Genomic DNA, 12,233 nt, shown 5'->3' on the forward strand with positions numbered 1-12,233 from the left:
CCCCTGACACGAACACTTAGGGGTGCAGATGGTTGATCATGGCGAAGACCTGATCGAAATTGCCGTTCTGGGCGGCAAAACGCAGCGGCTTGCAACGCTCCACCACCACTTCCCTGTCCTCCGGGCGGTTGGTCAGAATATCCATCACTTCGGAAATGAAGGCCTCGAGTGGCATGGCTCTTTCGTCCTTTGCCTGCCCCTCGCCCATCAGCGTCGTCTGCACATAGGGCGGCACGATTTCGATGACATCCACCGGGGTCTCTTTTAGCTGCTCACGCAGCGCAACCGAATAGGCATGGATGGCCGATTTGGTGGCGCTGTAGGTGGGGGTCAGCACCATGGGTACGAAGGCGAGGCCGGAGGATACCGTCAGCACCGTGGCCTCAGGCTGTTTGAGGAAATGCGGCAGGAGCGCCGCCGTCAGCCGAATGGGCGCGAGAAGGTTGGTGGCGATGGTTTCCTCTGCCGTCTCCAGATAATCCGGGGCCGCGCCGATATCCTCCGGTCGCATGATGCCGGCATTGTTGATGACGGCATTGAGGGTGGGATGCGCCTTCACGAGATCATCCGCAAAAGCGCGGATGCCATCGGCATCGGTCGCGTCCATGACCACCGAGGCCATGCCGGGATTGGCCGCCGTCACCTCATCCAGCACGGTCTGGCGGCGGCCGGAAATGACCACCTTGTTGCCGCGCTGGTGAAACGCTTCCGCCAGCGCCCGCCCGATGCCGGAGCCGCCACCGGTTATGAGAATGGTGTTGCCTGTCGTTTTCATCGGAAAATCCTTACCTGTTGTCGTGCTTGTGGGATGACAGGAAATTAGCTACTCTACTCTCCATTCGTAAGTAGGCACCCAAAAGAATTATACTTACCCAAAGGAGAGTGTAAAAATGAAGCGGCACGCCGCCGATCCCGCGATCGAAAACAGGCGCAGGATTCCACCGCCCACGGAGACCGATCCGGTCATCGAGGCGCTGGTTCAGGACATCATCGCCAAAGTGGCGGACAAATGGACAATGCTGATCCTGGAGGTGCTGGAAGAGCACGGCACCCTGCGCTTCACGCAGATCGGCAGGCTGGTCGGCACCATCAGCCAGAAGATGCTGACGAAAACGCTGAGACAGATGGAATGTGACGGGCTGGTGCGCCGCACCGTGCATCCCGTCATTCCGCCGCATGTGGATTATGATCTCACGCCACTCGGCAGAACGCTTGGCAGCGCCTTTTGCGGCGTGTGGATCTGGGCGGAAACGCACCATGCGGAAATAGAAGAGGCGCGGCGCCTGTTCAGTGAACAGCCGCCGCGCCCCGCATTGGAATAACGTCGCATCAAGCGAACTGGCTGAGGCCCGGAACCGAAGCGATCACCTGATCGACAACCTCATCGCCGGCATGCTGACGGGCAACGGCGATGGTTTCCTTGGCGAGCGTGGAAATCTCGCTCATGCCGAGGCCCTGGCTCATCAGCTGCTGGCCGAGACCCATGATGCCGCCGCCGCCAATCGCGCTCATCAGGCCACCGAGCAGGCCACCGCCATTACCGGCGCCTTCGCCATTATATTGCGCCACGAGATCGCTTGCGCCGGGAATGGCTTCGATCATGCGGGCGATCGGACCGTCTGCCGCCTCACGCTGCAGAAAACCCAGGATCATGCCGACGGCCTTTTCGGCCAGTGCAGGGTCTATGCCCGCCTTTGCGGCGATCTGGTCCACGACTTCGTTCATTCTTGCCTCCTGTTGAAAAACGACGCCAACATCGAATAACTGACGTTAACGTCAACGTAAAACAATCCCATGCCGCATTCAAGCGGGAGACGGGCTGATGCCCCAACTTTCAGGAAGCGGTTTTTCTTCATCGCCATCAAGCAGTTGTTGCGCCTTGAAACTGTCCTTATAAGATCATCACAACCAAACTATGAAAAGGCCGCTTTTACCGGTAGCGGTCAAAGCATGCTTGTAACGCTTTAATTCGCGTCAGCCGCAGGAGAAAATGGTCGATGTTGCAGGACGGACAGCTCTATATCGGGACCAGCCGCAATCCGGATGACAGCCTGAACAAGGGCGAATATCTGGAGCTGAAATTCGGCAACCGCCACGGCCTCATCACGGGTGCGACGGGAACGGGCAAGACCGTTTCGCTGCAGGTTCTCGCCGAAGGTTTCTCCAAGGCCGGCGTTCCCGTTTTCTGCGCCGATATCAAGGGCGACCTTTCCGGCATCGCCGCTGAGGGCGAAGCCAAGGACTGGGTGCAGAAACGCGCCGAACAGATCGGCTTTACGGATTTTTCCTATGGCAAGTCGCCGGTGATCTTCTGGGATCTCTACGGTGAAAAAGGCCATCGCGTGCGCGCCACCATCGCCGAAATGGGGCCGCTGCTGCTCGCCCGGCTGATGGATGCATCGGAAGCGCAGGAAGGCGTGCTCAACATCGCCTTCAAGATCGCCGATCAGGGCGGGCTGCCGCTGCTCGATCTCAAGGACCTGCAATCGCTGCTGAACTACATGGGCGAAAACGCAACCGAACTTTCCAACCAGTTCGGCCTGATTTCCAAGGCCTCGGTCGGCTCGCTGCAACGCGGACTGCTCGTCCTCGAACAGCAGGGTGCTGCGAATTTCTTCGGCGAACCGGCGCTGAAGATCGCCGACATCATGCGTGTCGGCATCGATGGGCGCGGTACGGTTTCGGTTCTCGCCGCAGACAAGCTGATGATGAACCCGCGCCTTTACGCCACCTTCCTTCTATGGATGCTCTCGGAACTCTTCGAGGAACTGCCGGAAGTGGGCGACCCGGAAAAGCCACGCCTGGTGTTCTTTTTCGACGAGGCGCATCTGCTGTTCAACGATGCGCCAAGGGTGCTGGTGGAGCGCGTGGAACAGGTGGTGCGGTTGATCCGCTCCAAGGGCGTCGGCGTTTATTTCGTCACGCAGAACCCGCTTGATGTGCCGGAAACCGTTCTCGCCCAGCTCGGCAACCGCGTGCAGCACGCGCTTCGCGCCTATACGCCGCGTGAACAGAAGGCGGTGAGAACGGCAGCCGATACTTTCCGCCAGAACCCGGCCTTCAACACCGCCGACACCATCACGACGCTCGGCACCGGCGAAGCGCTGATTTCTACCCTGCATGACAAGGGTGCGCCTTCCATCGTGGAACGCACCCTCGTGCGCCCGCCGTCGGGCCGCGTCGGACCGCTTACCGATGCCGAGCGCAAATCGCTGATGGACGTAAGCCCCGTCGCCGGTCAATACGACAAGGATCTGGATCGGGAATCGGCCTTCGAAATCCTCAATGCCCGCGCCCAGAAGGCGGCGGAAGCCGAAGCCGCCAAGCGTGCGGAAGAGGAAAACGCCGCAAACCAGTCCGACAACGCCTCGGGACGCTGGCGCCTGCCGGGCTTCGGCGATGACGAACCCACGCAGGCCTCCACCACCGGTGCCCGCAATGGCGGCGCGCGCAAGACGAGCGGCTACCAGCGTGAGACGGTGATCGAAGCGGCGATGAAAAGCGCGGCCCGCTCGGTTGCAACCTCTGTCGGTCGGGCTATCGTGCGGGGGATTTTGGGGAGCTTGAAGCGGTAAAGCGATACGTTTCAGCCGGTCTACCGCAAAGGTCGCACCTGATGCGGCAGGCTCCATGCTTACAGCGTTTCCGTAAGCTCCTTCCGTCATACCGGCCTTGAGCCGGTATCCAGCCGACACGCGTCTGCGTGGCGGAGAGAGTCTTTTCAGCCCAATGACTTGGGCTGGCTGGATTCCGGCTCAAGGCCGGAATGACGGAAGTGGAGGCGTCTGGCGATCAATCGTCGCTGCGCGCCCATACAGCATTCCCTAACCTCCCCCTTTACAAAATCCATTGCCTCCCAACGCCGCCGCTGTTAAGCATCGATCAGTTCAACCCGTTTCAAGAAAGGAGGCTTCGCATGGATATTTCCTGCTTCTGGCGCAACCGCCAGCTCTGCCACCTTTTTGCCCTGCAGACGCGTTTGCAGGGCTGACCGGAAGACCAACACTCTGGTTTGCCCAAAAGGCCGCGCAGAAAGCAGCATGTCTGCGGTTGCGCATTTTTCACAACTGACCAACTCGAGCTGAACGCAGTCCTGCCCATGGCGGACCACGGCTCGTTGCTGGTCCGTTTGCCAGAGACGACTTCATGACCCTTATCACGCTTCGCAATCTCGGAATCATTCTGGGAAAACCACTTTTCTCCAATCTCAGCCTCACCGTGAATGCGGGAGATCGCATCGGCATCGTGGCGGCGAATGGCTGCGGCAAGTCCACCCTGCTCAATTGCCTTGCCGGTGAACTGGACGCCACCAGCGGCGATATTACCCGGCTGCGCGGGCTGACGCAGTCCATCGTCCATCAGCACCTGCCGTCGGCGCTTCTGGAACAGACGATGCGGGACGCCGTGCTTTCCGCCCTGCCGGCGGATGCGATCGACAATGAGAGTTGGCGCGCCGATATTATTTTCGACGCCATGATGGTGCCGGAGCCCTATCGTCAGCGCCTTTTGAAAGAGTTGAGCGGCGGCTGGCAGAGGCTTGCCATGCTGGCGCGGGCCTGGATCACCGAGCCGGATGTTCTCCTGCTCGACGAGCCGACCAACCATCTCGATCTTGAAAAAATCAATGTGCTGGAAAACTGGCTGGGGCAGCTGCCGCGCGATACGGCGGTCGTCATCGTCAGCCATGACCGCGCCTTCCTCGACAATGTCACGAGAACCACGCTGTTTCTGCGGCCGGAAAATTCGGCACTCTTCCGCCTGCCCTATAGCCACGCGCGTACGGCACTCGCCGAGGAGGATGCCGCCGACGAACGGCGTTTCCAGCGGGACATGAAGACCGCGCAGCAATTGCGCCGGCAGGCCGCGAAACTCAACAATATCGGCATCAATTCCGGCAGCGATCTTCTGACCATCAAGACCAAGCAGTTGCGCCAGCGCGCCGAAAGGCTGGAGGAAAAAGCGCGGCCTGCACATCAGGAACGATCGGCCGGCAAGATCCAGCTCGCCAATCGCGGCACCCATGCCAAGGTCCTGATTACACTGGAAGATGTCCCTGTCTCGACACCGGACGGGACATTGCTGTTCCGCACCGGCCGGCAATTTATCCGCCAGGGCGACCGCGTCGTCATTCTCGGCCGCAACGGCGTCGGCAAGACGCGGCTGATCTCGCTTCTGAAGCAGGCGATAACGGACGCTGGCCAGATGCAGGACGGCATAAAGGCCACGCCTTCGCTGGTAGCAGGCTATGTCGATCAGTCGCTTGCCGAAATCGATGACGACAGCACAGCCTTCGCGCTCCTGATGCGCCGTTTCGACATTGGCGACCAGCGTGTGCACGGCCTGCTTGCGGGTGCGGGGATCGACATGGAAATGCAGAAGCGCCGCATCGCAACGCTTTCCGGTGGGCAGAAGGCGCGGCTGGCCATGCTGGCGCTGCGGCTGGCGGAGCCGAATTTCTACCTGCTGGACGAGCCCACCAACCATCTGGACATTGAAGGGCAGGAAGCGCTGGAGGCGGAGATTACCGGTCGTGAGGCCAGCTGCGTCCTCATTTCACATGACAGAAGTTTCGTGCGGGCGGTCGGAACCCGTTTCTGGCTGATAGACAAACGCAAACTGGTAGAGGTCGAGGACCCGGAAGCGTTTTTCGCCTCGGCATAACCGCCTCCGGCAAATCACCCCTCCCGCCAGCTCGATGGCGGGAGGGGTATGAATTGTTATTTCTTCTGCGAAACCAGCGAGAAGAAAGCGCCTTGCGGGTCCTGGCAATTGACGATCCAGCTTTCACCGGGCACTTCCATCGGGCCGTTGACGACCTTGCCGCCGCCGGTGCTGATGCGGGTGACGGCGTCATCGATACCGTCGACATTGAAGTAATAACCCCAATAACAGACGGGTACCTGCGGCATGCGTTTCATCATGCCGCCGATGGCTTTGCCGTTATGGGCGAAGATGCGGTACGGCCCCATTTCGCCCATGTCGAAATCATGGTCCTTGGTCCAGCCGAAAACTTCGCCGTAAAAGGCGGTCGCTCCATCCACATCGCCCGTCATCAGTTCGTACCAGCCGACATGCCCCTGCTTGCTCTGCATGTCCTCGGGGAAACCGCCGCTCTCCATCGGCAGCGGGGTCATGATGCATAGAACCGCACCATAGGGATCGGCCACCACCGCAAACCGGTCGATTTCCGGGATGTCCTGCGGCTGGCGCATGACGGAGCCGCCCTTTTCCTCAAACTGCCTGGCCGAGGCATCGACGTCGTCCACGGAGACATAACCCGTCCAGTTCGGCGGAATGCCCTGGCCCTTGTGTTCCTCGGTCAGCTCCATGATGCCGCCCATGCCTTTGCCGTCGGCTTCCAGCACGAGATAGGGCATTTCCGGCGAACCGAAATCCTTGGTCTGCCAGCCGATGGCATGGCCATAAAAGCGGGCGGCCGCTTCCATGTCAGGCGTCATGAGCTCGACCCATATGAATTTTCCGTGTGTATCGGACATGTCGTCTCCTCCGGAGATCTTGGTGCGAGGTTTCAGCGATTATCCGCTGCAGGATGCGGCGGCGCTTCTGGTGCAGATGAATTCCGGCGCGGCTTTACGCCTTGCGCCGGAACTCCGATGTCATGAAGGTTTTGAAGGTGCCATCCGGCTGCTTGACGCTGCCGGAAAAGCTGCGGTGGTTGTCGTCATGCAGCACCAGCACATCGTGATAGGTGTCGATGCGGCCGGAACCGTCAAAGGCAGGCCCTTCCGCTTCCAGCGTCAGGGTCTTGCCGTCATCTTCCAGCCAGCCTTTGTAGACCCAGAGATTGGTCATCATCGACCCCACCCAGGTGCCGACGAAATTGCCCCTGGCCGGGTCGAAACCCACCGTAATGACGGCCGTCATCTCCGTTCCGTCAGGCATCTTGCCGGTGCCTTCGCCAATGATCCACAGCCCGCCAATGGAGCGGACGGTCTCGTTGAATTGCTGGTTCGGATCGTCCGGATCATATCCCTCATGGCCGGAACTGGAGGTCATGACCCAGTCTCCGACAATCCTCTTCAGGAATTCATGTTCCTTCTGCGGTTTGGCGATTTCCATTTCCATCTTGTGTCCTCCTCGTCTGTCTGTTTTCAGTGGCAGCAGGATGCGGCTTTCGGCTCGTCCTCATATTGATCGTGCCGACGCACCCAATCCATTACCCCGTCTTCGTTACGGCCTTTTGGCACCAGATCGAGCAGCATCAGCGTGCCGAGCGCCTGTTCCATGCCGCGGGCATAGGCGGAATAGGTATGGTAGATCTTGCCGTCCTCACCCTTGGCGAAAACGCTGACACCGTGCAGGTCCTTCAGGGCGCCCATCGGCTCGATTTCACGGTAATTATAGGTGATAGCCCCGCTCTCGATATCCTCATCGCGGAAGGAGGCCTGATAATCATAGTTGAAGTCGCTGCCGTCAGCCGAAACCCACGGAAACTTCCAGCCCATGCGGCGTCTGTAGCCCTCGATCTTGTCGAGCGGCGCGCGTGAGACCGCGACGAAGGCCGCATCGCCGTGCTTCAGGTGAACCATCGCACCATCGACATGGTCGGCGAAAAAGGAACAGCCGGTGCATCCCTCCTCCCAGTCGGGCGCCAGCATGAAATGGTAGACGATGAGCTGGCTGCAGGTGCCGAACAGTTCCTTCAGCGATTTCGGGCCGGAAGGTGCATCGAAAATATAGTCCTTCGTCACCTCTTCCCAGGGCAATGCACGCCGCGCTTCGTTCAGACGGTCGCGGGCGCGGGTCAGTTCCTTTTCCTTCACCAGCAGGTCGCGGCGGGCCGCAATCCACTCTTCATTCGAAACAACGGGATGAGACATGATCTTTCCTCCTTGATCCGTCTTTCACCACGGCACCACTCCGCTCCCACGCAGCGCGCCGCCTATTTCTGCATTGAAAGTCAATAAAACCATCAGCGGGGCATCAAGTTCCGCTTGACTAATTAGGTTGATATCAACATATTTATCCCATGTCAAACGCCAGCGTGATTCCTTTTTCAGCAACTCTTTTCGTGCGGGACGCCTGTCTCTGCCTGCATGCGCAGCGTGCGGCGCGGGCGCTTGCACGGCTGTTCGACAATGCGCTGAAGCCTGTTGGCATCAACAATGGCCAGTTTTCGCTGCTGATGTCGCTCAACCGGCCGGAACCGCCGCCCATGGGGCCGGTCGCCAACCTTCTGGCCATGGACCGCACGACGCTGACCGCAGCGCTGAAGCCGCTGGAGCGACGCGGGCTGGTCAGCATCGAGCAGGACCCCAGGGACAAGCGCGGCAAGCGCCTGCGGCTGACGGCCGATGGCATGGCCGTGCTCGCCGCCGCCTTCCCCATCTGGGAACAGACCCATGCCGAAATAGAAGCCCGCATCGGCAGCGGCGACCCTGACCGGCTGCGCCGCGATCTCATCGATCTCGGCTGACAGGGAGGCGGCATATCGCCACTTTTGTCCGTGAAAATGTCATCGGGCCGTCGCGCCGAACGGCGAAACTATCGGGAAGACGCAACCAAGGAGGAAAGACAATGCGTGTCATCGTTTTTGTGAAGGCAACCAAAAGCAGCGAAGATGGCGTCATGCCGACGACCGAATTGATGGAGGCGATGGGGAAATTCAACGAGGAACTGGTCAATGCCGGCATCATGCTTTCCGGCGACGGCCTGCACCCCTCCTCCAGGGGCAAGCGGATCGTTTTTGACGGCGACAGCCGCAGCGTGATCGACGGCCCCTTCCCGCATACCAACGAACTGGTTGCCGGCTTCTGGCTCTGGCAGGTGAAGGACATGGATGAAGCGGTGGAATGGGTAAAACGCTGCCCCAACCCGATGCTGGAAAAAAGCGAGATCGAAATTCGCCCGATGTTTGAAATGGAAGATTTCGGCGATGCGGTGACACCGGAAATCGCCGCGCATGTGGAGGAGTTGCGTGCGCGTGTGGCGAAGCAGTAAGGGCTGTCCGAACTTACGGCTAGGCCCGATTGGACTGTAGGGATGCCGCTTGTTTCTTCTCCCCGAGGGGGAGAAGTCCGCGGCAGCGGGATGAGTGGGCAAGGGTGCGGTCCATCGCTGCCGTTGCCCCCTCATCCGACCCTTCGGGCCACCTTCTCCCCTGCGGGGAGAAGAAACAGGCGGCGATGTCCTGCCTAACAAACGATAATCAACCCAACAGACCCGCCAGACGCGGATCACCGGCAAAATCCGAAACCGAAAAACCAGTTCTGCGCATCGGAAATTCGCAAAGCGCCTGCACCCCGGTTTTGGACAGGTGAATACGCCAGCTCATCCGTTCCACCGGCGCTTTTGCGGCAAAGGCCCTGGGCGACAGGATGGCAATGTTGAGGCCGCCTGCGGGATCGCGCACCGAGCGGTAAAGAATGGCCTCGATTTTTACCAGCCGTGCCTGCTCGGCGAGCGCCTGGCATGGCTCGTAATTCTGCAGGTCGCTCCAGTGCGCCTCGTCCCGGCTCAGTTTCGGCTTCGTCAGATCAAGCGCCGCATCAGTCGCGACACGGGCGGCAAAGGCGGAATAGTCGGCGGGATTGGCGGGTAACGGCGTGCCGGGGGATTCCGCGTAAAACAGCAGCCGGTAGAAGGCCATTTCCGCCAACGCCGTTTCCACCCTGGCGGCGGCGTAATAAACGCCTTCGGTGAACCCTGCCCGGCGGAAACGCGAGCCATGCGGATAGGCGGCGCCATAACGGAAGGGCGTGGCGAGAAGATAGTCGAAACCGGCGCATTCCGGCGGAAACGGCCGCTTGCTCGCCTCCAGAATATCTTCCAGCAGCGACTGCTCCTCCACCGTATCCACCAGCTTCATGGTGGAAACCTGATGTTGCGCCTCCACCAGCCGCCAGTATTTTCCCGATGCGGCGCGTTTTTCAGACAGGAGCGCGTCGGGCGTCCAGATAGGAGAGGACATCGATCAATCCGGTAATGGTGGTGAGTCTGTCGGCAGGCACGGCATCAAGCGCCGTATTGTGATTGCGCAGCCAGTTTTTCGCGACCGCCTCATCGCCACCGGCGATGGCGTCCAGTGAACGAAACACCCGGATCAGCAGCACCGCAAGCTCGAAGGACTTTGCGCCCGGTTCCAGCAGGAAATCCAGCCGTTTCATGCGCGACACCGTGGGCGCGGAAACACCGAGAATATCCGCCGTGCGGGCAGCGTTCAGGCCCAGCCGTTCGGCAGCGGCGATGACGGCCTTGGTAACGACCCTGCCCTGCGATGCAGGATCACTGGCGGTCTTGGCGTGAATATTCATGGCGCATATCCTTTCCTTGGAAAGAATATAGCATTTTTCTTTCTGAAAACAAGAAGGCCGGGATGAACCCGGCCTCGCTTTTCAATCTCGTAAAATCAGGCCACCGAGACCGGCACTTCCGTGGAGGTACGCATGGCGTGGCTATAGGGGCAGACGATATGCGCGGCGGCAACCAGCTTTTCGGCAACCTCGCGATCAACGCCCGGAATATTCGCCTTCAACGATACTTCGATGCCAAAACCGCCGCCGTCTTCGCGCGGACCGATACCGACGGTCGCCGTCACAGTCGTGTCTTCAGGAATCTTTACCTTTTCCTTGCCGGCGACAAACTTCAAGGCGCCAAGGAAGCAGGCCGAATAACCGGCAGCGAAAAGCTGCTCCGGATTGGTGCCGGTGGCGCCATCGCCGCCCAGTTCCTTCGGAACGGTCAGGGTGACGTCGAGAACGCCGTCTTCCGACTTGGCGTTGCCGGCGCGGCCACCGGTGGCGGATGCTTTGGTCGTATAGAGAATAGGCATGGCATTTACTCCCTTCGGGTTGGTGTTGAAGCTCTTATAGCGAACAATTAAATTGTGCGCAATATAATTTTGCACATTGAATGAAAATTCGTTTTTTGCGATAGTTTTCACGAAATTTCGCCGCGCATCCATGCGGCAGGAACCGAAAGCGGGGGCTGATTGTTCCCTCCCCGGTTTATTTTGGAGCAAAACAATGGGCGCAGAGGGCAACGACACGAAGATGGAAAGCCTGTTGAGGCTGGACCAGCAGATATGCTTCGCCCTTTATGGTGCGGCGCACGCCTTCACGCGGGCCTACAAGCCGCTGCTCGATCCGATCGGACTGACCTATCCGCAATATCTGGTCATGATGGCGCTGTGGGAAAAACAGACCTCCACCGTGAAGGCCCTCGGCGAAATGCTGGGCCTTGATTCCGGCACGCTTTCACCGTTGCTGAAAAGGCTAGAGCAGGCGGGCCTTATCACCCGCAAGCGTGGCACCGTGGACGAGCGGCAGGTGCTGGTGGCCATGACACCAAAGGGCGCCGAGCTCAAAAAAGAGGGCGTGAAGATCATGGCCGCAATCGGCGGCGCCACCGGCTGCGGGCTGGAAGAACTGGCGCAGCTCAGGGACCGGGTGAATGCGCTGAAGGACAATCTGGCGCGCCCTTAGTCCCCCCCCAAAGATAAAGGCGGCACAAGGCCGCCTTTTTATGCGATTGAGTCTCGGCTTACTGCCACACCACCACACGCGCCTTCTGCGGCACGCGGTCGTAAAGGTCGATGACGTCCTGGTTCATCAGGCGCACGCAGCCCGAGGAGACGGCCTTGCCGATGGAGTTCCATTCCGGCGAGCCGTGCAGGCGGTAAAGCGTGTCCTTGCCGTTCTGGAAGATATAGAGTGCGCGGGCACCGAGCGGGTTCTTGAGGCCCGGCGGCATGCCGCCATTCTTGGAGGAATATTTGACCAGTTCCGGCTGGCGGGCGACCATTTCATCCGGCGGGGTCCATTTCGGCCATTTCTGACGCCACTGGATGACGCCTTCACCCGACCATGCGAAGCCATCGCGGCCGATGCCGACGCCGTAACGCATGGCGCTGCCGCCCTGCTCCACGACATAAAGGAAGCGCGAACGCGTATCCACGACGACGGTGCCGGGGCGCTCGCCGGTCGGGTCGACAACCCGCTGGCGATAATAACGCCGGTCGATTTTCTGATAGGGCACGGCGGGAATGACGTAACCGCCATCCTCGACGGAGCCGTACATGACGGCCAGTTCCGCATCGCTGACGCCCGGCGAGAACATCTGGCGGAAATCGCTGCCGATGGCGCTTGCCTGCTGGCGGATGGCGTCTCCCGTGCCCGACGAGGCGCAGCCTGACAGAAGCGAAGCGGAGGAAATGCCGAGAAGGGAAAGGAAGGTGCGTCTGGAAAGATCTGTGTCGGTGCTTGTCATAAGGC

17 protein-coding genes are annotated in these 12,233 nt (G+C 60.0%); 7 read left to right on the forward strand and 10 right to left on the reverse strand.

Going from position 1 to position 12,233, the window contains the following annotated elements:
• Window positions 1–16 precede the first annotated feature (16 nt).
• Complete coding sequence (locus AC1ROR_RS08940; RefSeq protein WP_498589216.1) at window positions 17–775, reverse strand: SDR family oxidoreductase; 759 nt, start codon at window positions 773–775, stop codon at window positions 17–19.
• A 115-nt stretch (window positions 776–890) separates the two neighbouring features.
• On the opposite strand from AC1ROR_RS08940, the gene AC1ROR_RS08945 reads away from it, so the two are divergent.
• Window positions 891–1,322, forward strand: a complete 432-nt coding sequence (locus tag AC1ROR_RS08945) for a winged helix-turn-helix transcriptional regulator (protein ID WP_142169573.1) — start codon at window positions 891–893, stop codon at window positions 1,320–1,322.
• 7 nt (window positions 1,323–1,329) lie between these two features.
• Here AC1ROR_RS08945 and AC1ROR_RS08950 read toward each other — a convergent pair whose 3' ends face one another.
• Window positions 1,330–1,725 (reverse strand): hypothetical protein, encoded by a 396-nt coding sequence (locus AC1ROR_RS08950; RefSeq protein WP_035218423.1) that lies wholly within the window; start codon window positions 1,723–1,725, stop codon window positions 1,330–1,332.
• A gap of 272 nt (window positions 1,726–1,997) precedes the next feature.
• Between AC1ROR_RS08950 and AC1ROR_RS08955 the strand changes: the two genes are divergently transcribed.
• The 3 genes from AC1ROR_RS08955 to AC1ROR_RS08965 all read left to right on the forward strand — a co-directional run bounded on the left by AC1ROR_RS08955 (window position 1,998) and on the right by AC1ROR_RS08965 (window position 5,661).
• Window positions 1,998–3,575, forward strand: coding sequence for a helicase HerA-like C-terminal domain-containing protein (locus AC1ROR_RS08955; protein WP_035218426.1), 1,578 nt, complete (start codon window positions 1,998–2,000; stop codon window positions 3,573–3,575).
• Between the two features lie 191 nt (window positions 3,576–3,766).
• Entirely contained in the window at window positions 3,767–3,991 is a 225-nt protein-coding gene (locus AC1ROR_RS08960) for a hypothetical protein (RefSeq protein ID WP_498589217.1), read from the forward strand.
• Window positions 3,992–4,146: 155 nt separating this feature from the next.
• On the forward strand, window positions 4,147–5,661 hold the full coding sequence (locus AC1ROR_RS08965) for an ABC-F family ATP-binding cassette domain-containing protein (RefSeq protein ID WP_498589218.1): 1,515 nt from the start codon (window positions 4,147–4,149) through the stop codon (window positions 5,659–5,661).
• Between the two features lie 56 nt (window positions 5,662–5,717).
• Here AC1ROR_RS08965 and AC1ROR_RS08970 read toward each other — a convergent pair whose 3' ends face one another.
• The 4 genes from AC1ROR_RS08970 to AC1ROR_RS08985 form a co-directional block, all read right to left on the reverse strand.
• Window positions 5,718–6,497 (reverse strand): VOC family protein, encoded by a 780-nt coding sequence (locus AC1ROR_RS08970; RefSeq protein ID WP_498589219.1) that lies wholly within the window; start codon window positions 6,495–6,497, stop codon window positions 5,718–5,720.
• Between the two features lie 94 nt (window positions 6,498–6,591).
• On the reverse strand, window positions 6,592–7,086 hold the full coding sequence (locus AC1ROR_RS08975; protein WP_498589220.1) for a DUF1579 domain-containing protein: 495 nt from the start codon (window positions 7,084–7,086) through the stop codon (window positions 6,592–6,594).
• A gap of 26 nt (window positions 7,087–7,112) precedes the next feature.
• Window positions 7,113–7,841: a DUF899 domain-containing protein gene (locus tag AC1ROR_RS08980; protein WP_498589221.1), complete on the reverse strand. Its 729-nt coding sequence runs from the start codon at window positions 7,839–7,841 to the stop codon at window positions 7,113–7,115.
• 24 nt (window positions 7,842–7,865) lie between these two features.
• The gene (locus AC1ROR_RS08985; protein ID WP_191855993.1) at window positions 7,866–8,024 is read right to left on the reverse strand and encodes a hypothetical protein; all 159 of its coding nucleotides are present in this window, start codon (window positions 8,022–8,024) and stop codon (window positions 7,866–7,868) included.
• On the opposite strand from AC1ROR_RS08985, the gene AC1ROR_RS08990 reads away from it, so the two are divergent.
• Both AC1ROR_RS08990 and AC1ROR_RS08995 read left to right on the forward strand, forming a co-directional pair.
• On the forward strand, window positions 7,991–8,437 hold the full coding sequence (locus AC1ROR_RS08990) for a MarR family winged helix-turn-helix transcriptional regulator (RefSeq protein WP_035241775.1): 447 nt from the start codon (window positions 7,991–7,993) through the stop codon (window positions 8,435–8,437). The two genes, AC1ROR_RS08985 and AC1ROR_RS08990, sit on opposite strands and share 34 nt — an antisense overlap.
• Before the next feature lie 101 nt (window positions 8,438–8,538).
• Window positions 8,539–8,961: a YciI family protein gene (locus AC1ROR_RS08995; RefSeq protein WP_080833775.1), complete on the forward strand. Its 423-nt coding sequence runs from the start codon at window positions 8,539–8,541 to the stop codon at window positions 8,959–8,961.
• Between the two features lie 208 nt (window positions 8,962–9,169).
• Here the strand turns inward: AC1ROR_RS08995 and AC1ROR_RS09000 are convergent, their stop codons facing one another.
• The 3 genes from AC1ROR_RS09000 to AC1ROR_RS09010 form a co-directional block, all read right to left on the reverse strand.
• Window positions 9,170–9,931 (reverse strand): RES family NAD+ phosphorylase, encoded by a 762-nt coding sequence (locus tag AC1ROR_RS09000; RefSeq protein ID WP_035218439.1) that lies wholly within the window; start codon window positions 9,929–9,931, stop codon window positions 9,170–9,172.
• Window positions 9,891–10,274 carry an MbcA/ParS/Xre antitoxin family protein gene (locus AC1ROR_RS09005; RefSeq protein ID WP_003494347.1) on the reverse strand — a complete coding sequence of 128 codons (384 nt, stop codon included), beginning with the start codon at window positions 10,272–10,274 and terminating at the stop codon, window positions 9,891–9,893. The genes AC1ROR_RS09000 and AC1ROR_RS09005 overlap by 41 nt, the downstream gene beginning before the upstream one ends.
• A gap of 95 nt (window positions 10,275–10,369) precedes the next feature.
• Entirely contained in the window at window positions 10,370–10,792 is a 423-nt protein-coding gene (locus AC1ROR_RS09010; RefSeq protein WP_080836514.1) for an organic hydroperoxide resistance protein, read from the reverse strand.
• Window positions 10,793–10,985: 193 nt separating this feature from the next.
• Here AC1ROR_RS09010 and AC1ROR_RS09015 point away from each other — a divergent pair, with 193 nt between their 5' ends.
• Window positions 10,986–11,444 (forward strand): MarR family winged helix-turn-helix transcriptional regulator, encoded by a 459-nt coding sequence (locus AC1ROR_RS09015; RefSeq protein ID WP_035218441.1) that lies wholly within the window; start codon window positions 10,986–10,988, stop codon window positions 11,442–11,444.
• 58 nt (window positions 11,445–11,502) lie between these two features.
• Here AC1ROR_RS09015 and AC1ROR_RS09020 read toward each other — a convergent pair whose 3' ends face one another.
• A complete protein-coding gene (locus AC1ROR_RS09020) occupies window positions 11,503–12,228 on the reverse strand; it encodes a L,D-transpeptidase (protein ID WP_498589222.1) in 726 nt (241 codons plus the stop codon).
• Between the last annotated feature and the right edge of the window lie 5 nt (window positions 12,229–12,233).

This window comes from Agrobacterium sp. GW821-FHT14E08, from assembly GCF_058803865.1.

What these genes read in the sequence shown, in the direction of transcription:
- AC1ROR_RS08940 (WP_498589216.1), bottom strand. Translation starts at nt 775, where the DNA reads ATGAAAACGACAGGCAACACCATTCTCATAACCGGTGGCGGCTCCGGC.
- AC1ROR_RS08945 (WP_142169573.1), top strand. Translation starts at nt 891, where the DNA reads ATGAAGCGGCACGCCGCCGATCCCGCGATCGAAAACAGGCGCAGGATT.
- AC1ROR_RS08950 (WP_035218423.1), bottom strand. Translation starts at nt 1,725, where the DNA reads ATGAACGAAGTCGTGGACCAGATCGCCGCAAAGGCGGGCATAGACCCT.
- AC1ROR_RS08955 (WP_035218426.1), top strand. Translation starts at nt 1,998, where the DNA reads ATGTTGCAGGACGGACAGCTCTATATCGGGACCAGCCGCAATCCGGAT.
- AC1ROR_RS08960 (WP_498589217.1), top strand. Translation starts at nt 3,767, where the DNA reads ATGACGGAAGTGGAGGCGTCTGGCGATCAATCGTCGCTGCGCGCCCAT.
- AC1ROR_RS08965 (WP_498589218.1), top strand. Translation starts at nt 4,147, where the DNA reads ATGACCCTTATCACGCTTCGCAATCTCGGAATCATTCTGGGAAAACCA.
- AC1ROR_RS08970 (WP_498589219.1), bottom strand. Translation starts at nt 6,497, where the DNA reads ATGTCCGATACACACGGAAAATTCATATGGGTCGAGCTCATGACGCCT.
- AC1ROR_RS08975 (WP_498589220.1), bottom strand. Translation starts at nt 7,086, where the DNA reads ATGGAAATGGAAATCGCCAAACCGCAGAAGGAACATGAATTCCTGAAG.
- AC1ROR_RS08980 (WP_498589221.1), bottom strand. Translation starts at nt 7,841, where the DNA reads ATGTCTCATCCCGTTGTTTCGAATGAAGAGTGGATTGCGGCCCGCCGC.
- AC1ROR_RS08990 (WP_035241775.1), top strand. Translation starts at nt 7,991, where the DNA reads ATGTCAAACGCCAGCGTGATTCCTTTTTCAGCAACTCTTTTCGTGCGG.
- AC1ROR_RS08995 (WP_080833775.1), top strand. Translation starts at nt 8,539, where the DNA reads ATGCGTGTCATCGTTTTTGTGAAGGCAACCAAAAGCAGCGAAGATGGC.
- AC1ROR_RS09000 (WP_035218439.1), bottom strand. Translation starts at nt 9,931, where the DNA reads ATGTCCTCTCCTATCTGGACGCCCGACGCGCTCCTGTCTGAAAAACGC.
- AC1ROR_RS09005 (WP_003494347.1), bottom strand. Translation starts at nt 10,274, where the DNA reads ATGAATATTCACGCCAAGACCGCCAGTGATCCTGCATCGCAGGGCAGG.
- AC1ROR_RS09010 (WP_080836514.1), bottom strand. Translation starts at nt 10,792, where the DNA reads ATGCCTATTCTCTATACGACCAAAGCATCCGCCACCGGTGGCCGCGCC.
- AC1ROR_RS09015 (WP_035218441.1), top strand. Translation starts at nt 10,986, where the DNA reads ATGGGCGCAGAGGGCAACGACACGAAGATGGAAAGCCTGTTGAGGCTG.
- AC1ROR_RS09020 (WP_498589222.1), bottom strand. Translation starts at nt 12,228, where the DNA reads ATGACAAGCACCGACACAGATCTTTCCAGACGCACCTTCCTTTCCCTT.